General features: G+C 72.2%; 20 protein-coding genes. 11 read left to right on the top strand and 9 right to left on the bottom strand.

Features of this window, described 5'->3' with window-relative positions:
• Window positions 1–18: 18 nt before the first annotated feature.
• The 4 genes from ACZ4TR_RS15530 to ACZ4TR_RS15515 all read right to left on the bottom strand — a co-directional run bounded on the left by ACZ4TR_RS15530 (window position 19) and on the right by ACZ4TR_RS15515 (window position 3,853).
• The gene (locus ACZ4TR_RS15530; RefSeq protein WP_465287664.1) at window positions 19–591 is read right to left on the bottom strand and encodes a GNAT family N-acetyltransferase; all 573 of its coding nucleotides are present in this window, start codon (window positions 589–591) and stop codon (window positions 19–21) included.
• A gap of 387 nt (window positions 592–978) precedes the next feature.
• Window positions 979–2,025, bottom strand: coding sequence for an adenosine deaminase (gene add, locus ACZ4TR_RS15525; protein ID WP_465287663.1), 1,047 nt, complete (start codon window positions 2,023–2,025; stop codon window positions 979–981).
• A 121-nt stretch (window positions 2,026–2,146) separates the two neighbouring features.
• Entirely contained in the window at window positions 2,147–2,956 is an 810-nt protein-coding gene (locus tag ACZ4TR_RS15520) for a DNA-formamidopyrimidine glycosylase family protein (RefSeq protein WP_465287662.1), read from the bottom strand.
• A 3-nt stretch (window positions 2,957–2,959) separates the two neighbouring features.
• Entirely contained in the window at window positions 2,960–3,853 is an 894-nt protein-coding gene (locus tag ACZ4TR_RS15515; RefSeq protein ID WP_465287661.1) for a ParA family protein, read from the bottom strand.
• A 106-nt stretch (window positions 3,854–3,959) separates the two neighbouring features.
• Between ACZ4TR_RS15515 and ACZ4TR_RS15510 the strand changes: the two genes are divergently transcribed.
• From ACZ4TR_RS15510 to ACZ4TR_RS15500, 3 genes are all read left to right on the top strand, one after another.
• On the top strand, window positions 3,960–4,685 hold the full coding sequence (locus tag ACZ4TR_RS15510) for a methyltransferase domain-containing protein (RefSeq protein ID WP_364525060.1): 726 nt from the start codon (window positions 3,960–3,962) through the stop codon (window positions 4,683–4,685).
• A gap of 105 nt (window positions 4,686–4,790) precedes the next feature.
• The gene (gene dinB, locus ACZ4TR_RS15505) at window positions 4,791–6,005 is read left to right on the top strand and encodes a DNA polymerase IV (RefSeq protein WP_465288115.1); all 1,215 of its coding nucleotides are present in this window, start codon (window positions 4,791–4,793) and stop codon (window positions 6,003–6,005) included.
• Between the two features lie 612 nt (window positions 6,006–6,617).
• Window positions 6,618–7,022 carry a DUF3040 domain-containing protein gene (locus ACZ4TR_RS15500; protein WP_284744000.1) on the top strand — a complete coding sequence of 135 codons (405 nt, stop codon included), beginning with the start codon at window positions 6,618–6,620 and terminating at the stop codon, window positions 7,020–7,022.
• A gap of 317 nt (window positions 7,023–7,339) precedes the next feature.
• On the opposite strand, the gene ACZ4TR_RS15495 is transcribed toward ACZ4TR_RS15500, so the two are convergent.
• Genes ACZ4TR_RS15495 through ACZ4TR_RS15480 form a run of 4 tightly spaced genes read right to left on the bottom strand, consistent with a single transcriptional unit; the run spans window position 7,340 to window position 12,341 of the window.
• Complete coding sequence (locus ACZ4TR_RS15495; protein ID WP_465287660.1) at window positions 7,340–9,829, bottom strand: transglutaminase TgpA family protein; 2,490 nt, start codon at window positions 9,827–9,829, stop codon at window positions 7,340–7,342.
• Window positions 9,826–9,975, bottom strand: a complete 150-nt coding sequence (locus ACZ4TR_RS15490; RefSeq protein WP_465287659.1) for a hypothetical protein — start codon at window positions 9,973–9,975, stop codon at window positions 9,826–9,828. Before ACZ4TR_RS15490 ends, ACZ4TR_RS15495 begins: the two co-directional genes overlap by 4 nt.
• A complete protein-coding gene (locus tag ACZ4TR_RS15485) occupies window positions 9,972–11,246 on the bottom strand; it encodes a DUF58 domain-containing protein (protein WP_465287658.1) in 1,275 nt (424 codons plus the stop codon). Before ACZ4TR_RS15485 ends, ACZ4TR_RS15490 begins: the two co-directional genes overlap by 4 nt.
• Before the next feature lie 24 nt (window positions 11,247–11,270).
• On the bottom strand, window positions 11,271–12,341 hold the full coding sequence (locus ACZ4TR_RS15480) for an AAA family ATPase (RefSeq protein ID WP_364525054.1): 1,071 nt from the start codon (window positions 12,339–12,341) through the stop codon (window positions 11,271–11,273).
• A 307-nt stretch (window positions 12,342–12,648) separates the two neighbouring features.
• On the opposite strand from ACZ4TR_RS15480, the gene ACZ4TR_RS15475 reads away from it, so the two are divergent.
• Genes ACZ4TR_RS15475 through ACZ4TR_RS15460 form a run of 4 tightly spaced genes read left to right on the top strand, consistent with a single transcriptional unit; the run spans window position 12,649 to window position 14,833 of the window.
• Window positions 12,649–12,999 (top strand): hypothetical protein, encoded by a 351-nt coding sequence (locus ACZ4TR_RS15475; RefSeq protein ID WP_465287657.1) that lies wholly within the window; start codon window positions 12,649–12,651, stop codon window positions 12,997–12,999.
• Complete coding sequence (locus ACZ4TR_RS15470; RefSeq protein ID WP_465287656.1) at window positions 12,992–13,537, top strand: DUF3558 domain-containing protein; 546 nt, start codon at window positions 12,992–12,994, stop codon at window positions 13,535–13,537. The genes ACZ4TR_RS15475 and ACZ4TR_RS15470 overlap by 8 nt, the downstream gene beginning before the upstream one ends.
• Window positions 13,538–13,553: 16 nt before the next feature.
• On the top strand, window positions 13,554–14,111 hold the full coding sequence (locus tag ACZ4TR_RS15465; RefSeq protein WP_465287655.1) for a PPE domain-containing protein: 558 nt from the start codon (window positions 13,554–13,556) through the stop codon (window positions 14,109–14,111).
• A complete protein-coding gene (locus tag ACZ4TR_RS15460) occupies window positions 14,108–14,833 on the top strand; it encodes an ESX secretion-associated protein EspG (RefSeq protein WP_465287654.1) in 726 nt (241 codons plus the stop codon). Before ACZ4TR_RS15465 ends, ACZ4TR_RS15460 begins: the two co-directional genes overlap by 4 nt.
• 57 nt (window positions 14,834–14,890) lie before the next feature.
• Here ACZ4TR_RS15460 and ACZ4TR_RS15455 read toward each other — a convergent pair whose 3' ends face one another.
• A complete protein-coding gene (locus ACZ4TR_RS15455) occupies window positions 14,891–15,856 on the bottom strand; it encodes a hypothetical protein (RefSeq protein ID WP_465287653.1) in 966 nt (321 codons plus the stop codon).
• Between the two features lie 576 nt (window positions 15,857–16,432).
• On the opposite strand from ACZ4TR_RS15455, the gene mraZ reads away from it, so the two are divergent.
• The 4 genes from mraZ (at window position 16,433) to ACZ4TR_RS15435 (ending at window position 20,662) form a co-directional block, all read left to right on the top strand.
• Window positions 16,433–16,864, top strand: a complete 432-nt coding sequence (gene mraZ, locus ACZ4TR_RS15450; protein ID WP_014467434.1) for a division/cell wall cluster transcriptional repressor MraZ — start codon at window positions 16,433–16,435, stop codon at window positions 16,862–16,864.
• Between the two features lie 215 nt (window positions 16,865–17,079).
• Window positions 17,080–18,033, top strand: coding sequence for a 16S rRNA (cytosine(1402)-N(4))-methyltransferase RsmH (gene rsmH / locus ACZ4TR_RS15445; RefSeq protein ID WP_364525043.1), 954 nt, complete (start codon window positions 17,080–17,082; stop codon window positions 18,031–18,033).
• Window positions 18,030–18,737, top strand: coding sequence for a cell division protein FtsL (gene ftsL / locus ACZ4TR_RS15440; RefSeq protein WP_465287652.1), 708 nt, complete (start codon window positions 18,030–18,032; stop codon window positions 18,735–18,737). The genes rsmH and ftsL overlap by 4 nt, the downstream gene beginning before the upstream one ends.
• Window positions 18,737–20,662, top strand: coding sequence for a peptidoglycan D,D-transpeptidase FtsI family protein (locus ACZ4TR_RS15435; protein WP_465287651.1), 1,926 nt, complete (start codon window positions 18,737–18,739; stop codon window positions 20,660–20,662). The genes ftsL and ACZ4TR_RS15435 overlap by 1 nt, the downstream gene beginning before the upstream one ends.
• Window positions 20,663–20,799: the final 137 nt, after the last annotated feature.

Genomic DNA, 20,799 nt, shown 5'->3' with positions numbered 1-20,799 from the left:
CCGGCGTGAACGCGGCCACTAGTCGCCGGCGGCCCGCAGGTCCTTCCACTCGTCTTCGAGCATCGCGTAGACCAGTTCGTCGGTCCACTCGCCCTTGACGATCTCGTTTTCCCGCAGGTGCGCTTCCTGGCGCATCCCGAGCCGGTCCATCAGCGCGGCGGACGCGGTGTTCCGGCCGTCGCACCGGCCGATGATGCGGTGCAGACCGAGGTCTTCGAAGCCCAGCCGCAGCAGTTCCGTGGTCGCCTCCGCGGCCAGGCCCTTGCCGTGGTGGTCCGGGTGGAAGACGAACCCGATCTCGCCCTGCCGGTGCTCGCTGCTGAGCCACTCCAGGTTCAGGTCGCCGATCAGCTGCCCGGTCGAAGCCAGCTCGACCGCCACGGCGAGGAACTGCCCTTCCTTGGTCAACGTCGAGCTGTGCACCCGTTTCGCGAGCGCGGCGGCCGATTCGGCGCGGCTGCGCGGGCCCCAGTAGAGGTAGCGGGCGACGTCGGCGCGGGACTGGAAGGAGTTCAGCGCGTCGAGGTCGTCGGGCGTGAACGGGCGCAGGAGCAGCCGAGCCGTGGTGAGCGGGTAGTCGGGCCTGAGCATGCTTCCAGGCTAGCGACCTTCAGCCGGTGGAGGGACAGATCGGGTCGATGTGTTTCGCCCGATGCGTGCTCGGATCGCCGGGCGGTCGTCCGGCGTCGGCGGACGGGGGTGACCTGCACGAATGAGCGCATTAAAGAACCCCCGGGGTGTCTCTCAAGCGTCGTTGAACGCCTGAGCCCGAGCCGGACTGGTGCTCGGAAACCCCGGGGGCACGGTGACTGCCTGGTATTCGCTATCAGGCATCACGTGGAGCAGGCGATGAGCCGAAGGTGGCTCAGCTGTAACGCTGCTCAAAGTCCTCCACGTGCCATCCGCTAGCGGACAGCCACCTCACAAGTCCTGTTGGAATACAACTTAGGACCACCTCCTCTCTTGTGTACTTCCACGCTAGGCGAAGTTCCCGGTGTCCGGCAACGTCATTTCTGTGATCTCCGTCCGCAGGCGGGCTTTCCGCCGTTCGCCGAGGAACGACGCGTCCACGGCGTTCTCGGCCAGCCGGGCCAGCTCGGCCGCCGTGAGACCCAGCGTTTCGGCGACGGCGACGTACTCGCCGGTGAGCGTGGCGCCGAACATCGGCGGGTCGTCGGTGTTGAGCGTCACGACGACGCCGTGGTCGAGCATCCGCCGCACGGGGTGGGCGGCGATGCTCGGGACCTGGCCGGTGCGCACGTTCGACGTCGGGCACACTTCGAGGGGGATCCGGTGTGCCGCAAGGTGTTCCAGCAGAGCCGGGTCGGCGGCGCAGCTCGTGCCGTGGCCGACGCGCTCGGCGCCGAGGTCGTGCAGCGCGGACCAGATCGTGACCGGGCCGGTGGTTTCGCCGGCGTGCGGGACGCTGTGCAGCCCGGCTTCCCTGGCGCGGGTGAAGAACGGCTCGAACTGTGCGCGCCCGACTCCGAGCTCCGGGCCGCCGAGCCCGAACGACACCAGGCCTTCGGGGCGTTCGCGCAGCGCGAACACCAGTGTCTCCTGTCCGGCCTTCGTGCCCTTTTCGCCGGGGATGTCGAAGCACCAGGCCAGTTCGACGCCCAGTTCGGCGGCGCGGGCCCGGCCGGACGCGAGCCCGGCCAGCAGGTCGTCGCCGGGAACGCCGTCGAGCAGGTGGTTGTAGGGCGTCACGGTGACTTCGGCGTAGCGGCAGTTCTGCGCGGCGAGGTCGGTGGCCAGGCCCGCCACGAGCGTGTGGACGTCGTGGCGGTCGCGCACGAGCGAGGTGACCGCGAGGTAGACGGTGAGGAAGTGGGCGAAGTCGCGAAAGGTGAAGAACTCCGCGAGCTCGCGCTCGTCGGTGGGGACGCCGGCGGCCGGCCGCCGCCGGGCCAGCTCCAGGACCGTCGGCAGGCTCGCCGAGCCGACGAGGTGGACGTGCAGTTCGACCTTGGGCAGGGCGTGCGCGAACGCGCGCAGCGCCTGCCCGGTGAGGATTCCGGGCATGACTGAGCTCCCTGTGCGGTGATGGGGTGACGGAAGGAGCGCGGACGACTCAGGGAGCGAGGTCGCCGCGTTCGGTGTCGGTCCCGTAGAGCGGGAGCTTGAACGACGTCACGGGGTCACTCTAGCTCGCGGGAGCCGGGCCGTGCTGGTCCTTCGGGCAGAACCACGTCGGCCGCCGCTGGACGTCGTGGCCCTGCGTGCGGACCAGGACCCGGCCGCCGCAGCGGAAGCAGCCCTGGCGGGTGCGCTCGTAGACCCAGTTCTTGCGGTTGCGGTCGAGGTGACCGGTGGTGCTCTGGTCGAAGCGCCCGGCGGTGGCGTTGGCCAGCAACAGCTTGCGGGCGAGCGCGACCGTGCGACCGGCGTCCACTTCGGACACCGACGTCCACGGGGTGACACCGAGCAGGAAGGCGATCTCGCACTTGTAGAGATTCCCGACGCCCGCCATCACGCGCTGGTCGAGCAGTGCGAGCCCCAGCTCGCGCCCGGGATCGGCGGACAGGGCCGCCGCCGCGCGGGCCGCGTGCTCGTCCGTCCACTGTGGATCCAGCAGGTCCGGGCCGAGGTGGGCGACGAGGTCGTGTTCCTTGGGTGTGGGCACGAGCTTGAGGTCGTGGACGCGAAAACCGATCACCTGGACGTCGGCCGCGGCCAGGACCACGCGGGCGTGGTGCCCGGGCCGGCGCCACTTCGCGCCGGCCGGGTAGACGTCCCACATGCCGTCCATCATCAGGTGCGAATGCAGCGTGAGGTCGCCGGAGAAGCGGGTGAAGAGGTGCTTGCCGACCGTCCCGACACCGAGCACCTCACGGCCGGCGAGGTCCACCGTGGCCAGCTGCGGCACCCGGAACTGGCCGCGCAGCAACGTCTTCCCCGCGATCGCCCGGTCGAAGCGCTTTCCGACCAGGTACACGGTGTCACCTTCGGGCACGGTTCACCCCGCGGATTCGGACACCTCGGCCGGGGCCTCGGGCGTCTCCGGCGCCGGGCCCTCGGGCCAGTCCGGGCCTTCGGGCTCTTCGCCGGCGATGCGGTGGCGGCCCGCCCGGTTGGAACGCAGGATCTTCGCCAGCACCATGTTGAACGTCAGCGCGATCTCCTGCGCGCCGGGCGAGTGCCACTCGTGGATCGGGCTGCACGCCCCCTGGGCCTGCTGGACCGCCAGCCGGTCGGTGATCGCCGTCGGCATCACGAGCGAGCCGAAGTTTTCGCGCAGCTCGGCGATCCGGAACTGGTGCTCGTAGGACCGCACGCGCAGCTTGTTCACCAGGACGCCGATCGCGCGCAGGTCCGGGTTGAGCTCCTTGCGGATCTTCTCGATCGCTTCCAGCGCCCGGTTCGCGCCGGCGACGGCGTAGATCGTCGGCTCGGTCACGATCAGCGCGCTGTCCGCGCCGACCAGCGCCGACTTCGTCAGCCGGCCCAGCGACGGCGGGCAGTCCAGGATCACCAGCTCGTACGGCGTCTCCCGCAGCGGCGTGCGGTGCAGCTCGTCCAGTGCGCGGGAGAAGTTGGCGAGCCGATCGCTGTCGGCGTCCGGGTCGTTGAGCAGTTCCAGCTCTTCGGTCCCGACCAGGACGTCGACGTCCTCGCTCCAGACGCTCGGCGCGATGGCGCGTTCCAGCATCTCGCGCGTCGGGTTCTCGAGCACGTCGGCGAGGGTCGCGTCGGTGTACGGCGGGTCGAGTGAGGTCGTGGCATTGCCCTGCGGGTCGAGGTCCACGACCAGCGTCCGGGTGCCCCTACGCAGGGCGGCGGACGCGATACCGAGAGCGACCGTCGTCTTGCCGACGCCTCCCTTGAGGCTGAGTACGGCGACCGTGTGCACGAAGACCAGCCTACGGGTGCGCGCGAGAGGTGCCGCCGGGCAAGGGCCGTTCACTCGAAGGGAGGAGCCGGGGAGGCGGGCGGGTGCGGGCACTACCCTGTGCGGCATGAAGACGGAGACCGTGGCCGCCCGGGGTTCGGGCGCCGTCCGCCGGGTGCTCGAGGCCGAGTTGAAGGCCGCCCGCGCCCGGGGCGCCGAGCACCCCCGCGTCGTCGACGTGGGCGGCGGCAGCGGCGGCTGGGCGGTGCCGTTCGCGGCGGCCGGCTGCCGGGTCACGGTCGTCGAGCCGAGCCCGAACGCCCTGGCCACGCTGCAGCGCCGGGCCGAGGAAGAGGGCGTCTCCGAGCTGATCACGGTCGTCGCGGACGACTCCGACGCGCTGGGCCGCCACGTCGAGGCCGGTTCGGCCGACCTGGTGCTGGCGCACGGGCTGCTGGAGATCGTCGACGACCCGGCCGCGGTGCTCACCGCGCTGGCCACGGCGGTCGCGCCGGGGGGAGCGGTGTCGGTGCTGGTCGCGAACCGGCACGCGGCGGTGCTGCACCGCGCGTTGTCGGGCCGCGTGGGCGAGGCCCAGCGGCTGCTCGAGAGCGCGGACGGGGTCGTCCCGGGCGACACGGTGCTGCGGCGGTTCTCCGCCGCCGGCCTGCGTGCCGACCTGGAGGCCGCCGGTCTCGAAGTGGCGTCGCTGCAGGGCGACCGGGTGATCTCGGACCTGGTCGGCGGCGACGTCCGCGAGGACGAGCTGGCGGCGTTCGAACGTGTCGCGGCGGCCTCGCCGGCGCTGCGGGACATCGCCGGCCGGCTGCACGCGGTCGCGCGGCTCGCCTGACCTCTTTCCGGCGGTTCCGGCCGTCGCCTTCGGTGGTGCCGGAAACTGTCGGTGGTGGCCGGTAGCGTCCCGGGGGTGGGGCGAAATGCTGAGCTGCCGGGCGGGATGGGCCGGTTCCGCGTCCGGCCGGGGAAACCGGCGCCGGACGACACCGGGTGCGGGATGCTGCACGTCGACATGGACGCGTTCTTCGTGTCCGTCGAGCTGCGCACCCGGCCCGAACTGGCCGGCAAGCCGGTCGTCGTGTCCGGCGGCGGGCCGCGCGCGGTCGTCGCGGCGGCGAACTACCCGGCGCGGAAGTTCGGCGTGCGCTCGGCGATGCCGTTCTCGACGGCGAAGCGGCTGTGCCCGCACCTGATCAACATCCCGCCGACCGGCGGGCTCTACAGCGAGGTCTCCCGCGGGGTGATGGGGATCTTCCGCGAGCTCACCCCGCTGGTCGAGCCCCTGAGCCTGGACGAGGCGTTCCTGGACGTCAGCGGGGCTCTGCGGCGCCTGGGCGCGACACCTGCTTCGCTGGGCGCGCAGATCCGCTCTCGGGTCCAGGCCGAACACGGGATCACCTGCTCGGTCGGGGTGGCGAAGGTCAAGTTCGTCGCGAAGCTGGCGTCGGGGATGGCGAAGCCGGACGGCATGGTCGTGGTGCCCGCGGCGGAGACCCGGCAGTTCCTGCACCCGCTGCCGGTGTCGGCGCTGTGGGGAGTCGGCGCGCGCACCGAGGAGCACCTGCGGCGGCTGGGGCTGAGCACGATCGCCGACGTCGCGGCGTTCCCGCCGGAGCGGCTGAAGAAGTCGCTCGGGGTCGCGGTGGGGGAGCACCTGTACCGGCTCGCCCACGGCGTCGACGAGCGCTCGGTGGTCGTCGACTCACCGGAGAAGTCGATCGGCGCGGAGCACACCTTCGACGTCGACCGGCACGACCGGGCCGAGCTGGGCCTGGAGCTGCTGCGGCTGGCTTCCCGCGTGGGGGCGACGTTGCGGGAGCGGGGCGTGCGCGGCCGGACGGTCTCGATCAAGGTGCGGTTCGCGGACTTCCGCACGATCACCCGAGCCCGCACGCTCATCTCGGCGACCGATGTGGCGCGGGAGATCCACGCGGTGGCGGTGGCGCTGCTCACGGAGCACGCGCCGACGGGAGCGGTCCGGTTGATCGGGGTGCGGGTGGAGGGGCTCGACACGGGGGAGGAGGGGGAGCAGCTGGTGTTCGACTCCCCGGCCCCGCGGTGGCGGGACGCCGAGGTGGCGGCGGACGTGGCCCGGTCGAAGTTCGGATCCGCGGCGGTACGGCCGGCGTCGCTGCTCGGGCCGAGGGAGAGCTGACGCGGCCGGGGTAGGGGTACGGGCTTGCGCAGCCCGGCCTGCGCTGAGGGAGGGGACGCGCGCCGCTCGGGTTCGCGGCGCCGCCTTCGCGGGTAGTGATGCGTGTCAGCCGGGTGTGCTGGGGGCGATGGCGGGATGTCGCCCGCGGCGGCGGTCAGTCTGGTCGGGCTGTCGGTTCGGCCCGGTCTTGCGCCGCCTTCGCTCGTGTCGCCCGCCGCCGAGTTACTCGGCCCATGGAGCAAGCCGCTACCGCTCCTGCCGCGTGGCCGGTTCGGCCCTCCTGCCCGCTCGGTTCCGGCGGCATGGCCGACCTCACCATCGGGCCGCCGTCTGCTTCCGGCGAGCCGCGCACGCCGCGTGATCTTCGGGCTCGGTCACCATCCCCCACATCGCCGCGCAGGCCGTTAATCGGTCACTTTGGGTGGCGGTGACCGTCCGCAACCCCGATCCGGAAGGATTTAGCCCAATTCGATCCCTTCTGGATGCGGGATCGGGTAGTCGTCCGGGCGCGGGCCTCGTATCCTGGACAGTGCCACCCCGCCTGGGGTTGGCTGTTGGGTCCAGGACGTTGCGCGGCCCGGCGCCCGCGACAGCTGTGCCGGAGGAGGAAAGATGCCACTCTCCGAGCATGAGCAGCGGCTGCTCGATCAAATCGAGCGCGAGCTCTATGCCGAGGACCCCAAGTTCGCATCCACGGTGCGTGGCACCCGGTTGCGTCGCCCCGCTCGCCGACGGCGTATTCAGGGCATCGCCCTGTTCGTAGTGGGCGTGGCCCTGCTGGTGCTGGGCGTGGTGGTGCCGCAGTTCCGGGTGGCCGACATCCCGCTGATCAGCGTGCTCGGGTTCCTCGTGATGTTCTTCGGGGTCATGTTGGCCGTCACATCGATCCGGCACGGCGCCGAGTCGGACGGCAAGGGCGGTGGATCGGGAAGTCGCGGGGCCAAGCAGTCGGGCCGCCGGAGTTCCTTCACCCAGCGCATGGAAGAGCGCTTCCGCCAGCGCTTCGAGGAGCAGTAGCGCCGCGAGACCACGAGATCCGCGCCCGCCACCCCGGCCGGGCGCGGATCTTCTTGTGTGCTCAGCCGGTTCGCCGGCCCCGCGCCGGCCGTGGTGACCCTGGGTGGCACCCGACCGGGTGACCCCGGTGACCAGCCCCGCAACTCACGTGATCGCACCCGCAACTCGCGTGATCAGAGACGTATCTCGCGTGATCGGACAGGCTTCACGCGTGACGGAAGAGGCATCTCGCGTGATCGGAGGGGCATCGCACGCGATGCCCCTCCAGACACGCGTGATGCCCGCCTGATCACGCGAAATGCCCCTCGGCGCACACGTCAGTCGCGGTTGCGGAAGAGGGACTTCGGGAACAACCGGCCTTTCCAGGACAGCGGGGCGTTCCGGTGCAGGCTCCGCCGCAGGTGGTCGAACGCCGAGGGGAGCGTCGGGTCGCCCAGGCCGTCCTCGCCGTACCACGACTTCTCGACCACGCCGATCACCGTGCGCAGGCCGTCGCGGCCTTCGTCGTCCAAGTGGTGCTTCGCCGCCAGCTTCTGACCCGCCACGCGGACCGTGTCGCTCGGCGGGATCGGCAGGCCGCGGTCGGCGCACTCGGCCCGCAGCTCGGACCACGCCGCGTCCGCCGCGCCCGGGCGCTGCGCGACGATCTCCTGCAGCCGCCGGCGCCGTCCGACGTCGCGCGCCGCGGACGGGCCCAGCAGCCCGGCGAGCAGCAGCACCACGATCAGGCTGAACCACCAGGCCACCAGCCACGTCAGCACGCCGAGCACCGCCACCCACAGCGCCGCCGCGATCAGCGGCAGCCAGTTCTTGAGCAGCGCACCGAGCCCGGACGCCGCGGGCGCGCGGTCCGGCCTTCTCCGACGCCCGCCGGCGACCACCAGGACCGTCGTCACCAGCGCGAGCGCGACCAGTGCTCCCACGAGCACCCACACCAAGGTCGGCGTGCCCTCGTCGGTGGCCTCCTGGCCCTGTGCCTGCGGGTTCTGCTCGGTGTCGCGGGGTGCGCCGGTCGGCGCCGCGCTCGACTGGACCGTGCTCGGCGCCACCTGGGTGTCGTCGGGCTGGTTGCCGTCCTCCGTGCCGGCCTGCAGGTACGACGGGGTGATGCCGCGGCCGTCGGACAGCGGCGTCGGGTCGAACGTCACCCAGCCCTTGCCGCCGAAGTACGCCTCGACCCACGCGTGCGCGTCCTGGGTGCTGATCGAGAGGTAGTCGTTGACCTGCACGCCGGGCGTGAACCCGATGGCCACCCGCGACGGGATGCCCGCCACCCGCAGCATCACGGCCATCGCCGACGCGAACTGCTCGCAGAAGCCGCGCTTGCCCTTGAGGATGAAGTCCGCGAGCGCGTCGGCGTCGTTCGCCGGCGCGGTCTTCGTGTCGTAGACGAACCCGTTCTGCGCCGTGAAGTACCGCCAGATCGCCGACGCGCGGTCGAAGTCGTTGGACTCGCCGGCGATCAGCTGCTGCGTCTTCGCGCGGACGCGGTCGTCGACGCGGTCGATCTGGGTGTAGCGCGGCGGCAGGTCGTCGACCTGCGGGGTGACGCGCAGCTCCGGGGCCGTGGGCTCCTTCAGCGACGCGTATTCGGTGTAGGACGGTGGGACCTCGCTGCGCGTGGTGAACACCGTGCCGCTGACCTGGTCGTAGAGGTAGCCGTTGGTGGCACCGTCGATCATCCGCGGCGCGCCGTACACCGGCAGCCAGTTGTCGCGCCAGCTCGCCGGTTCGACGTCGATCCGGCGCGCGGAGCCGCTGCCGTCGTCGCCCGGTGCGGGCGGCAGCTGCGGCCCGACCGGGACGCCCTGCTGCGAACGGCCTTCGTCGTGCAGGCCCCAGCCCTTGTTGGGGTAGTAGGTGTCCAGCGTCATCGCGCGCAGCAGCCGCCGGTCGGTGCCGAGGCCGCGCACCTTGAACAGCTCGCGGTTGGACCCCTGGTCGAGCATGCCGCGCAGCTCGGTGAACGGCTGGATGCCGAAGCCGCCGGACCCCGCGCCGGGGCCGTCGCCGCCGGTGCCGAACGGGATCCGCCCGACCGTGCCGACCCAGGTGATCGCGCCGCCGAACAGGCCGAGCACGATCGCCGCGGCCACGACCGCGACCGGTGCGGACAGCACAGCGGGCTTGCCGCTGCGCCCGGGTGCTTCCCGGGTCCGCCAGCGCCGGTGCCGGTGGTTGCCGTCGACCGCCAGCAGGCCGGCGAACGCGGCCCCGCCGAGCAGGAACGTCCACCACGGCAGCATTTCCTCGCTCAACGCGGCGGGCACGGCGTAGACGCAGAGCAGCACGAGCCCGGTCGCGGCGGGGGCCGCGGCGGCCACCGTCAGCGTGTCGACGAGGACGGCGACCAGGCCGACCAGGATCGTCACCAGGCAGAGGATCGGCTGACTGCCCTCGACCGGCGGCAACCCGACGCGAATCTGCTCGGCGGCGGCCGAGAGCGTGGTCCCGATCTCGCCGAAGGCTTCGGGGCCGGGGATGACCTGCAGGATCCCGTGCGTGGTGAACGCGCCGGTGATCAGGAACAGCAGCACCAGCAGCTGGCCGAGGCCGACCAGCACGGTCGGCACCTGCAGCGAGCGCAGCGCCAGGCCGGTCGCGGCGATCAGCAGCACCGCGACGAAGAGATAGCCGAACCAGGCCAGGCCCGACACGACGCTGGTCACCGACGTCGCGGCGCAGAGCGTCGCGATCCCGGCGGCGGACGGCGCGAGCAGGCTGCCGCGCCAAGCGGAAAGCGGGTGCTGGGAGGCGGGGCGCCGCGGCGGGGTGGCGGACGGACGCGGCGGGGCGGCGGTGCTCATCGGGTACCACCGATCAGGGCCGGGCTCATCGCGGTGTGCGGTGCGCGGTGGCGGGCGTGAGTAGTGCTCGCCCGGGGACGGCCGCTCGGCGCGAAGGTGCCGGACGCGCTCGTCGCGAGCTCCGGGGCGCGGGTGGTCGTGCTCATCGGGTACCGCCGATCAGCGTGCCGCGGCGGGCGCCCGCCTGGCACAGCTCGGCCCACACCTGCGGCATCGGCGAGCCGGGACCGGCGATCACCACGCCCCAGCCGGACGCGCGCAGCAGCGCGGCCGAGTCCTCGGTGGCCGCGGCCCGCTGCTCGGGCGCGCTCACCCCGGCCGACCACGTGGGCGTGTCGAGCAGGACGGCGAGGCTGCGGATGCCGCGCGGGCGGAACTGGGCCAGTTCGTGCACGGCCTCGGTGCTGACCGTGCCGAGCACGGCGATCAGCTCCTGGCCGTCGGCCGGGTCGCCGGCCAGCGTGATGTCCCGCTGGTGGGCGGGCTGCAGCGCGGCGAGGGCGTCGAGCACGACGTGGTCGTAGTGGTCGCCGCCGTCGCCGGGGGTGTCGGCGAGCGTCGCGCCGTGCTCGCTGACCAGCCGGACGCGGTGCCCGGACCGGCGCAGGTGCAGTGCGGCCGAAGCGGCGAAGGACACGGCCCATTCCAGGCTGGCGGCCGGGCCGCTGCCGTGGTGGGCGGCGGCGCGGTGGTCGAGCAGCACCGTGGTGCCGCCGCGCCACGGCCGTTCCTCGACGCGCACCATGATCTCGTCACGCCGGGCGGTCGAGCGCCAGTGCACCTTCCGCAGGTCGTCGCCCTGGCGGTACTGGCGGACGATCACGTCGGCCTCGCCCTGCCCGGCGTGCAGCCGGACCGTGCCGTCGTCGCCGACGCCGATGCCCGCGCCGCTCGGCAGGCCCCACAGCGGGACCACCCGGGGCACGACGACCAGCCGCGAATGCCCGATCAGCTCGCGCTCGAACTCGCACAGCCCGAACGGGTCGGTGATGGTCGCGCGCAGCGGCCCGACCTGCTGGATCCCGCGCAGCACCGGCTGCAGCGGGTAGCGCAGCGCGACCCGCCGGTCGTGCGGGAGGCGTTCGACGACGAACCGCGGCCGCGAGCCCAGCGCGTACGGCACGCCGTCCTCGAGGAGGATCTCGCCGGCCGGCAGCCGACCGCTGCGCCACAGCTCCAGCTGCACTTCGCCGGCGCCGCCCACCGCGACCCGCTGGGGGCGCAGCGCGCGGGTGGCGCCGATGCGCAGCCGGGTCGCCGAGATGAACACGGCCACCAGCAGCGGCAGCGCCACCACGAAGATCGCGACGCGCAGCAGGTCGCGTTCGTTCAGCACGAACGAGCACACCGCGGCCGCCAGCCCCGCGGCCAGCAGGCAGCGGCCGCGGGTGGTCAGGCCGGACAGGGCACGCAGCACGTCGTTCTCCCCTTCGCCGGGCGGTTACTGGGGCCGGGAGCCCTGCGGCACCGGCACCCGGTGCAGCACCGCCCGCACGACGTCGGTCGCCGACCGGCGCGCCGCGTGGGCCTCGGTGGTCAGCACCAGGCGGTGCGCCAGCACCGGCACCGCGACCGTGTGCAGGTCGTCGGGCACGACGTAGTCGCGGCCCGACAGCGCCGCCTGCGCCCGCGCCGCGCGGACGAGGTGCAGCGTCGCGCGCGGGGACGCGCCGAGCCGGATCTCCGGGACCTGGCGGGTGGCCGCGACGACGTCGACGGCGTAGCGGCGGACCTCCGGCGCCATGTGCACGCCGCGGACCGTCTCGATCAGCCGGTGCACGGTCTCGCCGTCGGAGACCGGCTGCAGGTCGTCCATCGGGTTGTGCCCGGCGTGCTCGTCGACCATGGCCAGCTCGGCCTGCTGGTCGGGGTAGCCGATGGACACCCGCGCGGTGAACCGGTCGCGCTGGGCTTCGGGCAGCGCGTAGGTGCCTTCCATCTCGATCGGGTTCTGGGTGGCGATCACCATGAACGGCTCGTCGAGGTGGTAGGTCGAGGTGTCGACGGTGACCTGGTGCTCTTCCATGCACTCGAGCAGCGCCGACTGCGTCTTCGGCGAGGCGCGGTTGATCTCGTCGCCCACCACGATGTTCGCGAACACCGGGCCGGGGCGGAACTCGAACTCGCCGTTCTGCCGGTTGTAGATGGAGACGCCGGTGACGTCGCTCGGCAGCAGGTCCGGCGTGAACTGGATGCGGCTGACCGTGCAGTCGATCGACCGGGCGAGGGCCTTGGCCAGCGACGTCTTGCCGACGCCGGGGACGTCCTCGACCAGCAGGTGGCCTTCGGCGAGCAGCGTGACCAGCGCGATCCGGATGACGTCGGGCTTGCCGACCAGCACCCGCTCGACGTTCGCGGCGATCCGCCGCGCGGTCTCGTGCAGTTCGTCCAGCGACACTCTCGCGGGACGGCCGGGAGCCCGGCCGTTGCCCGTGGACTCCGCCGGGTAAGGCGGACGCCCGGATGCCTGCTCGCCCGATCCGGGCGCCGCAGACTGGATTCTCGACGTCACTCGACCTCCTGGTGGCGCTTGGCCGCGCGCACCGTGCGCACCGCCGGGCCCGAACGGCCCCCATCGCTGCTGTCCGCGCGCAGCGACCAGCCTTCCACCCAGTGTGTCAAACCCGGGCGAACCTGGGGGCGGAACCCCGCGTAGCCCGGGGGAGCACGCCCGGCACTTCGGTCGATGACACTGCGCAAGCAGCGACGATACCCCGAACGGGTGCCTTGTCACCCGATTCTGGGCGCTCCCGCTGACGCCCTGCTCTGTCGTATGCTGCGATGCGAGGTCGCCCGGCTACTGAGAGGCGTAACCGCTTATGAGCGACGTGCGAGCGCAGCCGCCGTACGACGTCCGCGGGTTCGCGGTCGCGCCCGAGCTGGCCACGGACGCCTACGCGAAGCTCGGTGCCCTGCAGGACGTCGTCGGCGAGATGGTCCGCGAGGCCAAGGTGCTCGGCCGGAGCGTGCCGCTCGGCGGCGGGTACGCCGGGGAGATCGGCAGGTTCATGGCCGAGTACGGCATCGGCGGGCGCGGTTCGGCCGTCCAGCAGCTGACCGCGTTCGGCAAGGAGCTCGAGACGCTCAAGCACCGGATCGGCCAGGCGCTGGCGAAGTACCAGCACGCCGACGAGACCGCCGCGGACGGGGTGGACTGCACGGGTGGCTGACGCGGTGCGGAAGAAGTACGTGGGGGCACTGGCCGTCCTGCTCGTGGTCGCCGGGTGCGGGCAGCAAGCTCCCGCCGCCGCTGGGCACACCTCGGCGACGGCCACTGCCAGGAGCGAGAGGCCGCCCGTCGCCTGGACCGGTCTCGCCGCGATCGACCCCTGCACGCTGCTCGGCCCGCAGGACCGTTCGGCCGCCGGGGTGAGCGTCCTCGGCAAGCCCAAGGAGATCGCCGGCGCCCGCGCGTGCGACTGGACCGTGCCCGGCACCTTCGGCGTCACCGTGACCCTCAGCGAGACCGACGGCCTCGCCGACCTCGAAGTCGCGAAGAAGACGGCCACCAAGACCAAGGTCGGCGCCCACCCGGCACTGCAGGTGGCGGACAAGAAGGCCGCCGACGGTACCTGCGCCGTGCTGCTCGGGGTGGGGGACGCGGCCAGCGTCCAGATCGACGTCAGCAACACCGGCTTTTCGGACACCCCGCTCGCGTGCCGCCGCGCGGGCACGGTGGCCGGGCTGGTCGAGCCCAAGCTGCCCTGAACCCGAGAGGTGCGCCGTGTCCGAACCCCCTGTGCCCACCGCCAGGTACGAGGCCTACAGCCACGAGGCGATGGCCGCGGAGGTCGAGCGCGGCAACGACCCGGTCGCCGCGGGCGAGGCGGGCGCGCGCTGGGAAGGGCTGGCGAAACGGCTGCACGAGTCGACGGCGGACCTCGCCGCGCTGGTGGCCTCGTCGGAAGAGAACTGGCGCGGCGCCGCGGGGGACGCGGCGCGCGCGGCGGTGGGCCGGGCCGCGCAGTGGCTTTCCCACTCCGCCGCGGTGTCGGCGGCGGTGGGAGGCGCGGTCGGCGCGCAGGCGGAGGCGGCCGCGCGGGCCCGCGCCGACATGCCGCCGCCGGTGACGTACGACCCGGCGTCGATGATCCGCGAAGCGGCGTCGTCCGGGAACGTGCTCGTCCTGGCCGGGCTGGCCGACGAGATGGCGGCCCGCCGCGCCGAGGCGGAAGCCGCGCGGCAGAAGGCGATCGACGTCATGCGGACCCGCGACGCGGCCCTGCGCGGCCACGTGCCCGCCGAGTCGTTCGCGGCGCCGCCCACGCTGGGGCCGGCTTGATCCGCGTTTCCGCGTCGGCGTTCGACATCCTCTGGACCGACCTCGGCCACGACCGTCCACCGGAGCCGCTGACCGTGCGCAGCGTCGGCGGGACCGACTCGGAGCGTGCCGAGGTGCGGAAGGCGGTGTACGAGAACCTGGCCGAGCGAGGTCTGTACGACGGCACTCTGGCACCGGCGCTGGCGTCGCGGCTGGATGTCCTGGCGGGCGGTGAGGTGTTCGTGGCGTGTGAAGCGCTGGCGGACATGACGGCCGAGGCCCCGTTCCGCGCGGTGACGGCGACCCGCGGCCGCCACGGAGTCCTGGCGACCCAGCCGGAGCAGACGATCGGCCTGGACTCGATCCTGCCGAGCGAGCTGTGCACGGCGCTCGTGGACGTCTTGCCGGAGCTGTCGGCGGGGCCTGGGTACGGGATCAACCTGGCGGCTTCGGAGCTTTCGGGCTCTCCTTCTGCTTCACAGTCGGCGTCGGCTCAGCAGCAGGAGGTCCTGGCGATCCAGGCCCGGCCGGTGTACGCGGCGGGACAGTTCAGCGTGAGCCGGCGTTCGGCGTCGGGCCGGGTTTCGCGGGTGGGCGGGCTGACGTGGTTCGACACGGACGTGGGGGCGTACTGCGCGACCAAGACCGCGGGCCGGGGTGGGCAGGAGTGGGTGAACGTGACCCCGGTCGACAGCGCGCGGCTCGCTTCCCGGGTCGCAGCCCTGGTCACCCCCGAGACCTGAGACCCCCGTTCCGATGCAGTGAATGACTCATTCCTGGCGTCGGATGCAAGGAATGAGTCATTCACTGCGTGCGGCCAGCCTGACCGGTGGCCGTGGGCGGGCCGCGGCGGAGCGGTAGGCGGAGACCAGCTCGGCGACCACCGCACGCGGCTCGGTGTGCAGTCTGCTGGGCACGGTTTGCACCAGGGCGATCCCGGCAGCGGCGTACCGGTTGTTGCGGGCGAGGGTGGCCGCGTAAGCGGGCTGCCCGAAGTGGAACTCGTAGGAGTCGATCTCCCAGGCGAGGGCTACTTCGTCGCACCAGGCATCCGGGATGGCGACATAGCAGCCGTGCTCGTCGTGGACCTCCGAGTTCCAGACCGGTTCGGGAAGACCGGTGCGACACCACAGGGTCATGGCATCGGCCTCGGCCGCCGACCTGGCGCCACGTGCGATCTCGCGGAGCACGGCACGGGGCAGGGCGCTCCCTCTCCGGCTGCCGCTCTCCAGCTCGGTGCTCAGCTCGCCGGGGTCGATGCCCAGCTGTTGAACGGCCTCCGCGAGCAACGCCCGGATCGGCGCGCGTTCCTTCAGCCGCCGGCACTCGTCCAGCACGGATCGCGTCGCCGGGGCGAGAGGGAGGCCGTCGCGGCGGACCGGGGCGGGCATCCGCGTGGTGCGCTCGATCAGGACGTAACCGCTGCTGGTGGTCTTCAGGTGGGCCGGCAGAAGGAGGTGGACCGGTTCCCCCGCGCGGGCGTCGCGCTTCAGCCCCTGGCGCCGGCACGACTCCAGTCCCGTGATGACCGCCTCGTCACCGCAGTAGAGAAGGGCGCCTTCGAGCAGTTGCCGTCGCGTCGGGGCGCCGGTGCGGAGCAGGACCACCCCGGGCAGGAGCCGTTGCCACGGCCGGTCCGGCAGGCAGCGCCGGTAACTGGTCTCCTGAGGAACCCCCAGGGCCTCCAACTGCGTCACCGTGATCACGCCACGACGGCTCGCTGCGAAGAGCGCCTCCGCGTCGCGCGTCCAAGATCCTCTGTTCACCAGCTGATCGTGACCGGCGAGTGCGCTCACCACCAGACCTTTCCGCGATCTGTGGACTACTCGCCGTCACCACGGGTCGCCTGTGGACAACTCGGCGGGCTCTGGATGCAGTGAATGACTCATTCCTTGCATCCGACGCAGTGAATGACTCATTCCTGGCGTTCTCGGACGGTCGGGCGCACGTTCCCACCGGGCTTCACCCGCGTCCCCCACTTGAACCCACCCGCGGCCCCCTGGGCTCCACCTGAATCCCCACCTGGCCCCACCCCGGGTCCCCACCGGACCCCACAAACCCGCTCCAGGGTTCTTTCGCGGCCGTTATGCGGACGCATGGGGTGCAGCTGAGGTTGCTCCGGACCCCGGCGCGGGGGATCTTGGCCACCGTCCCCCACCGCGCCCCCCACTGGCCCCCACTCTGCTGACCTGCGCAAACGGGAGACACGACGGAGTGAGGCGCGGGTTTCGCGCGTTGACTGTGGTGAAAAGTGGGGTACGGTGGTGGTCAGTGGGGCGGAAGGGAAGCCCCGTAGCCGCAGGCGGTGGTTCGCCACCGGGTGCGGTAGGGAGGTGGAGGCCGTGTTCCTCGGCACCCACACCCCGAAACTGGACGACAAAGGGCGGCTCGCGCTGCCCGCGAAGTTCCGTGACGCCTTGGCGGGTGGGCTGATGCTTACCAAGGGGCAGGACCACTGCCTCTTCGTCTTCCCTCGCGCCGAGTTCGAGCAGATGGCGCGCAAGGTCGCCGAGGCCCCGTTCACCAACGAGGCGGTTCGGGCCTACCAGCGCTACCTGTTCGCGGGCACGGACGAGCAACGACCGGACGGCCAGGGGCGCATCACCATCGCGCCCGAGCTCCGCCGCTACGCGGGGCTCAGCAAGGAGTGCGTGGTGATCGGGGCGATCACCAGGCTCGAGATCTGGGATGCCCAAGCGTGGCAGGGCTACCTGGAGGAACACGAAGACAGCTACGCGAAGGCTCGAGAGGAAGTACTGCCGGGCGTCTTCTGAGCGTGCGGTCGCGGTGCACCTTCGTCGTCGGGGGACGACAGGTTCGCCGCCCGCCGCGACGGGAGACGTCCACCCGGATGCCGTGAGGCCTCTGTCCGCTCAACAGCCCTGGTGCACCTTCCCCGGTACCAGGTCGGCAGCGGGCGGACAGGGACCTGACGGCATCCGCCATATTTCCCCCGGGCCGCCCAGGCGAGAAAGGGGGAGGGAACACCATGACGGCACCCGAGCACGTCCCGGTACTGCTGAGGCGCATCGTCGAGCTGTTCACCCCCGTGTTCGCCGAGCGTGACGGCGTCCTCGTGGACGCGACCGTCGGCCTCGGCGGGCACTCCGACGCCCTCCTCGAAGCCTTCCCGCGGCTGCGCCTCGTCGCGCTGGACCGCGACCCCGCCGCGCTCGAAAAGTCGAGAGAGCGGCTGGCTCGCCACGGTGACCGCGTCGACTTCGTGCACACCGTCTACGACGGACTCCCGGAAGCCCTCGCCGGGCTGAAGATCGCCAAGGCCGACGGCATCCTGTTCGACCTCGGCGTCTCGTCGATGCAGCTGGACCGCGCCGAGCGCGGCTTCGCCTACTCGAAGGACGCGCCGCTCGACATGCGGATGGACCCCACCACCGGGTTCACCGCCGCCGACGTCCTCAACACCTACGCACCCGGCGAGCTGATCCGGATCCTGCGGGACTACGGCGAGGAACGGTTCGCGCAGCGGATCGTCAAGGCCGTCGTGAAAGCCCGCGAACAGGAACCGTTCACGATGAGCGGCCGCCTGGTCGAGCTGCTCTACGACGCCGTGCCGGCGGCCAGCCGGCGGACCGGCGGGCACCCGGCCAAGCGCACGTTCCAGGCGCTGCGGATCGAGGTCAACGGCGAGCTGGAGGTGCTCCGCCGGGCCATGCCCGCCGCGCTGGGCGCGCTCGGCGTGGGCGGGCGGATCGTCGTCGAGTCCTACCAGTCCCTGGAAGACCGGATCGTCAAGCAGGCGCTGGCCGAGCTCGCGAAGTCCCGGACCCCGGAAGGACTTCCGGTGGAGCTGCCGGGACACGGACCGGAGCTGAAGCTCCTGACGCGAGGCGCCGAAAAGGCCGGCGAAGAGGAGATGGCACACAACCCGCGCGCCGCTTCGGTGCGGTTGCGGGCCGCAGAGAGGATCGGAGAGCCGCGATGACCGCTCCCACGAAGTCCCGCCGCCGGAACGCGCCGGCGACGCGGGGCCGCAGCGAGGCCGCCCGCACCTCGACCACCGCCGAGCCGGAACCGCAGACCACCGCGCCGCGCCGCGCGTCGCGGGGCCGCACGTCCGCGGCCGAGCGCGCCTACGCGCGCCGCGCCCAGCGCGCCGACCTGCTCAAGGAGCGCGAGCCGCGGCCCGCGCCGAAGACGAAGACCGCCGAGCCGGGCGCGCCCAAGCTCAAGCTGCGGCTGCCGAAGTCGCGCGCGTCCTTCGTGCTGCTGATGATGGCGCTGCTGGCCGCCGGCGTGGCGACCACGCTCTGGCTGACCACGCAGGCGATCGCCGACTCCTACCGGCTCGAGCAGCTGCGCACGACCAACGCGAACCTGGCCGAGACGAAGGAACAGCTGCAGCGCGAAGTCGCGAAGGCCGAGTCGCCGGCGTCACTGGCTCCCGCCGCGCAGCAGCTGGGCATGGTGCCGGGCGGTGACCCGGCGCGCATCCTCGTGGGCCCGGACGGGAAGACGTCGCTCGTCGGCGAGCCCAAGAAGGCCAAGGCGGACACGCCGGCGGTGCCGGTCGCGCCGCCGGCCGCGCCCGCCGCGGGCACGCAGTCGCAGCAGGGCGTGCCGATCGAAGGTGACCAGCCCGCGGTGCCCGCCGAAGACCAGCCGGCCCAGCCGGGAGCCGGCCAGTGATGGCTTCCTCGAGCCGGGGGCAGTCTCGCGCGCGCGCCGCGGGGAGCGCGCGCCGGACCTACGCGGCGGGAACGCGCAGCGCGGCCGCGCGCCGGGGCAACGGCGGCAACCGCGGCCGGTTCTCCGCCGTGCGCCTCATCCTGGTCGCCGTGCTGCTCGTCGCGGGCGTCAAACTGGTGCAGGTGCAGTGGTTCGAGGCCGGCGCGCTGTCGGCCGCGGCCGAGCGGCAGCGCACCCAGACCATCGACATCCCGGCCCAGCGCGGGTCCATTGTGGACCGCAGTGGCGCCAAGCTCGCGTTCAGCGTCGAGGTGCGGTCGCTGTCGGTGAACCTCAAGGCGCTGCACAAGAACATGGACGACTTCGCCGCGAAGAACCCTGGCACGAAGAAGACGTTCGACGCCGAGACCGCCGCGGCCGCGAAGTACATCGCGGCCAAGGTGCCGAGCCAGCTCACCGAGCAGCAGCTGCTGGACCTGTTCCACAAGCAGGCGTCCTTCACCTACCTCGAGCACAACGTCGAGCCGTCGGTCGCCGCCGACATCGTGAAGAAGTTCGCGTGGATCGGCGTCGAGAAGCGCGCGCTGCGGGAGTACCCGGGCGGCAGCCTGGCGTCCAACATCGTGGGCGCGGCGAACTGGCGCTCCGAAGACCCGGATGTGTCCAAGCACAACCTGCACGGCCTCGTCGGGCTGGAACAGCTCCGCGACAACGACCTGGCGGGCACCCCGGGCCGGATGCTGGTCAACACCAAGAACGGCAGCGACAACGTCGTCATCCCGGGTACCGAGCGCGACCTGCAGGCCGCCGTGCCGGGGTCGGACCTCGAGCTGACCATCGACTCCGACCTGCAGTACGAGGTGCAGCGCCAGCTCGCCGACTACGTCCAGCAGTCGCACGCCAAGGGCGGGCAGGCGGTCGTCCTGGACGCCAAGACCAGCGAGGTCTACGCGCTGGCCAACAACACGTCGTTCGACCCGAACGACCAGTCCACCTGGACGGCCGACGACCTGGCCAACCCCGCGGTCACCACGCCGTTCGAACCGGGGTCGGTCAACAAGATCGTCACCGCCACCGGGGCGATCGACTACGGCATCGCGACGCCGGAGTCGACCGTCCAGGTGCCCGGCCAGCTGCAGGTCGCCGACAAGACCGTGCACGACGCCTGGACGCACGGGACGCAGACGTTCACCACCACCGGGATCTTCGCCAAGTCGTCCAACATCGGCACGCTGCTGCTGGCGCAGAAGATCGGTGAGGACCGCTACCTCGACCTGCTCAAGAAGTTCGGCCTCGGCCAGCGCACCGGAGTCGGCCTGCCCGGCGAGAGCGCGGGCTCGGTGCCGCCGCGCAGCCAGTGGTCGGCGACGACCTTCGGCAACCTGCCGATCGGGCAGGGCTTGTCGATGACCGTGCTGCAGATGGCCGGGCTGTACCAGACGATCGCGAACGACGGCGTGCGCGTCGAACCGCGGATCGTCAAGGCGAAGGTGAACCCCGACGGCACCACGGTGCCCGAGCCGGCGCCGAAGTCGGTCCAGGTGGTCAGCCCGCAGACGGCGAAGACGGTGCGCGACATGATGCGCGCGGTCGCGCAGAACGGCAAGGGCCTGCAGAAGGGCACCGCGCCGACGGCGGCGGTCGAGGGTTACCAGATCTCCGGCAAGACCGGCACCGGCCAGCAGATCGACCCGCGGAACAAGGGCTACAGCGACCACCTCTACAACATCACCTTCGCCGGCATCCTGCCCGCGGACCACCCCCGGTTCGTCGTCGGGATCCGGCTGGACGCACCCGACACGACGCTGCCGGTGGGGCACTCCGCCGCACCGCTGTTCCACAGCATCGCGTCGTACCTGACGCAGCGGTACCAGATCCCGCTGTCGGACGGGCCATCGCCGGAGGTGCCGCTCATCGTGCAGTAGTCCAGGCACAGTCCGTGAAGGCCTCCTTACCGGCTCGAGAAGCCGGTAAGGAGGCCTTCACGGCTTTTCCGCCCGGCATCGTCCACTTCGGCCGGCCGCGTACCGGAAAGCGTTGTGGCGCAATGAGGTCCACGACG

The sequence above is a fragment of the Amycolatopsis sp. NPDC028719 genome (genome assembly GCF_055565395.1).
The sequence above is the reverse complement of the archived record's forward strand: the minus strand, read 5'-3'. Positions and strand labels throughout refer to the sequence as shown.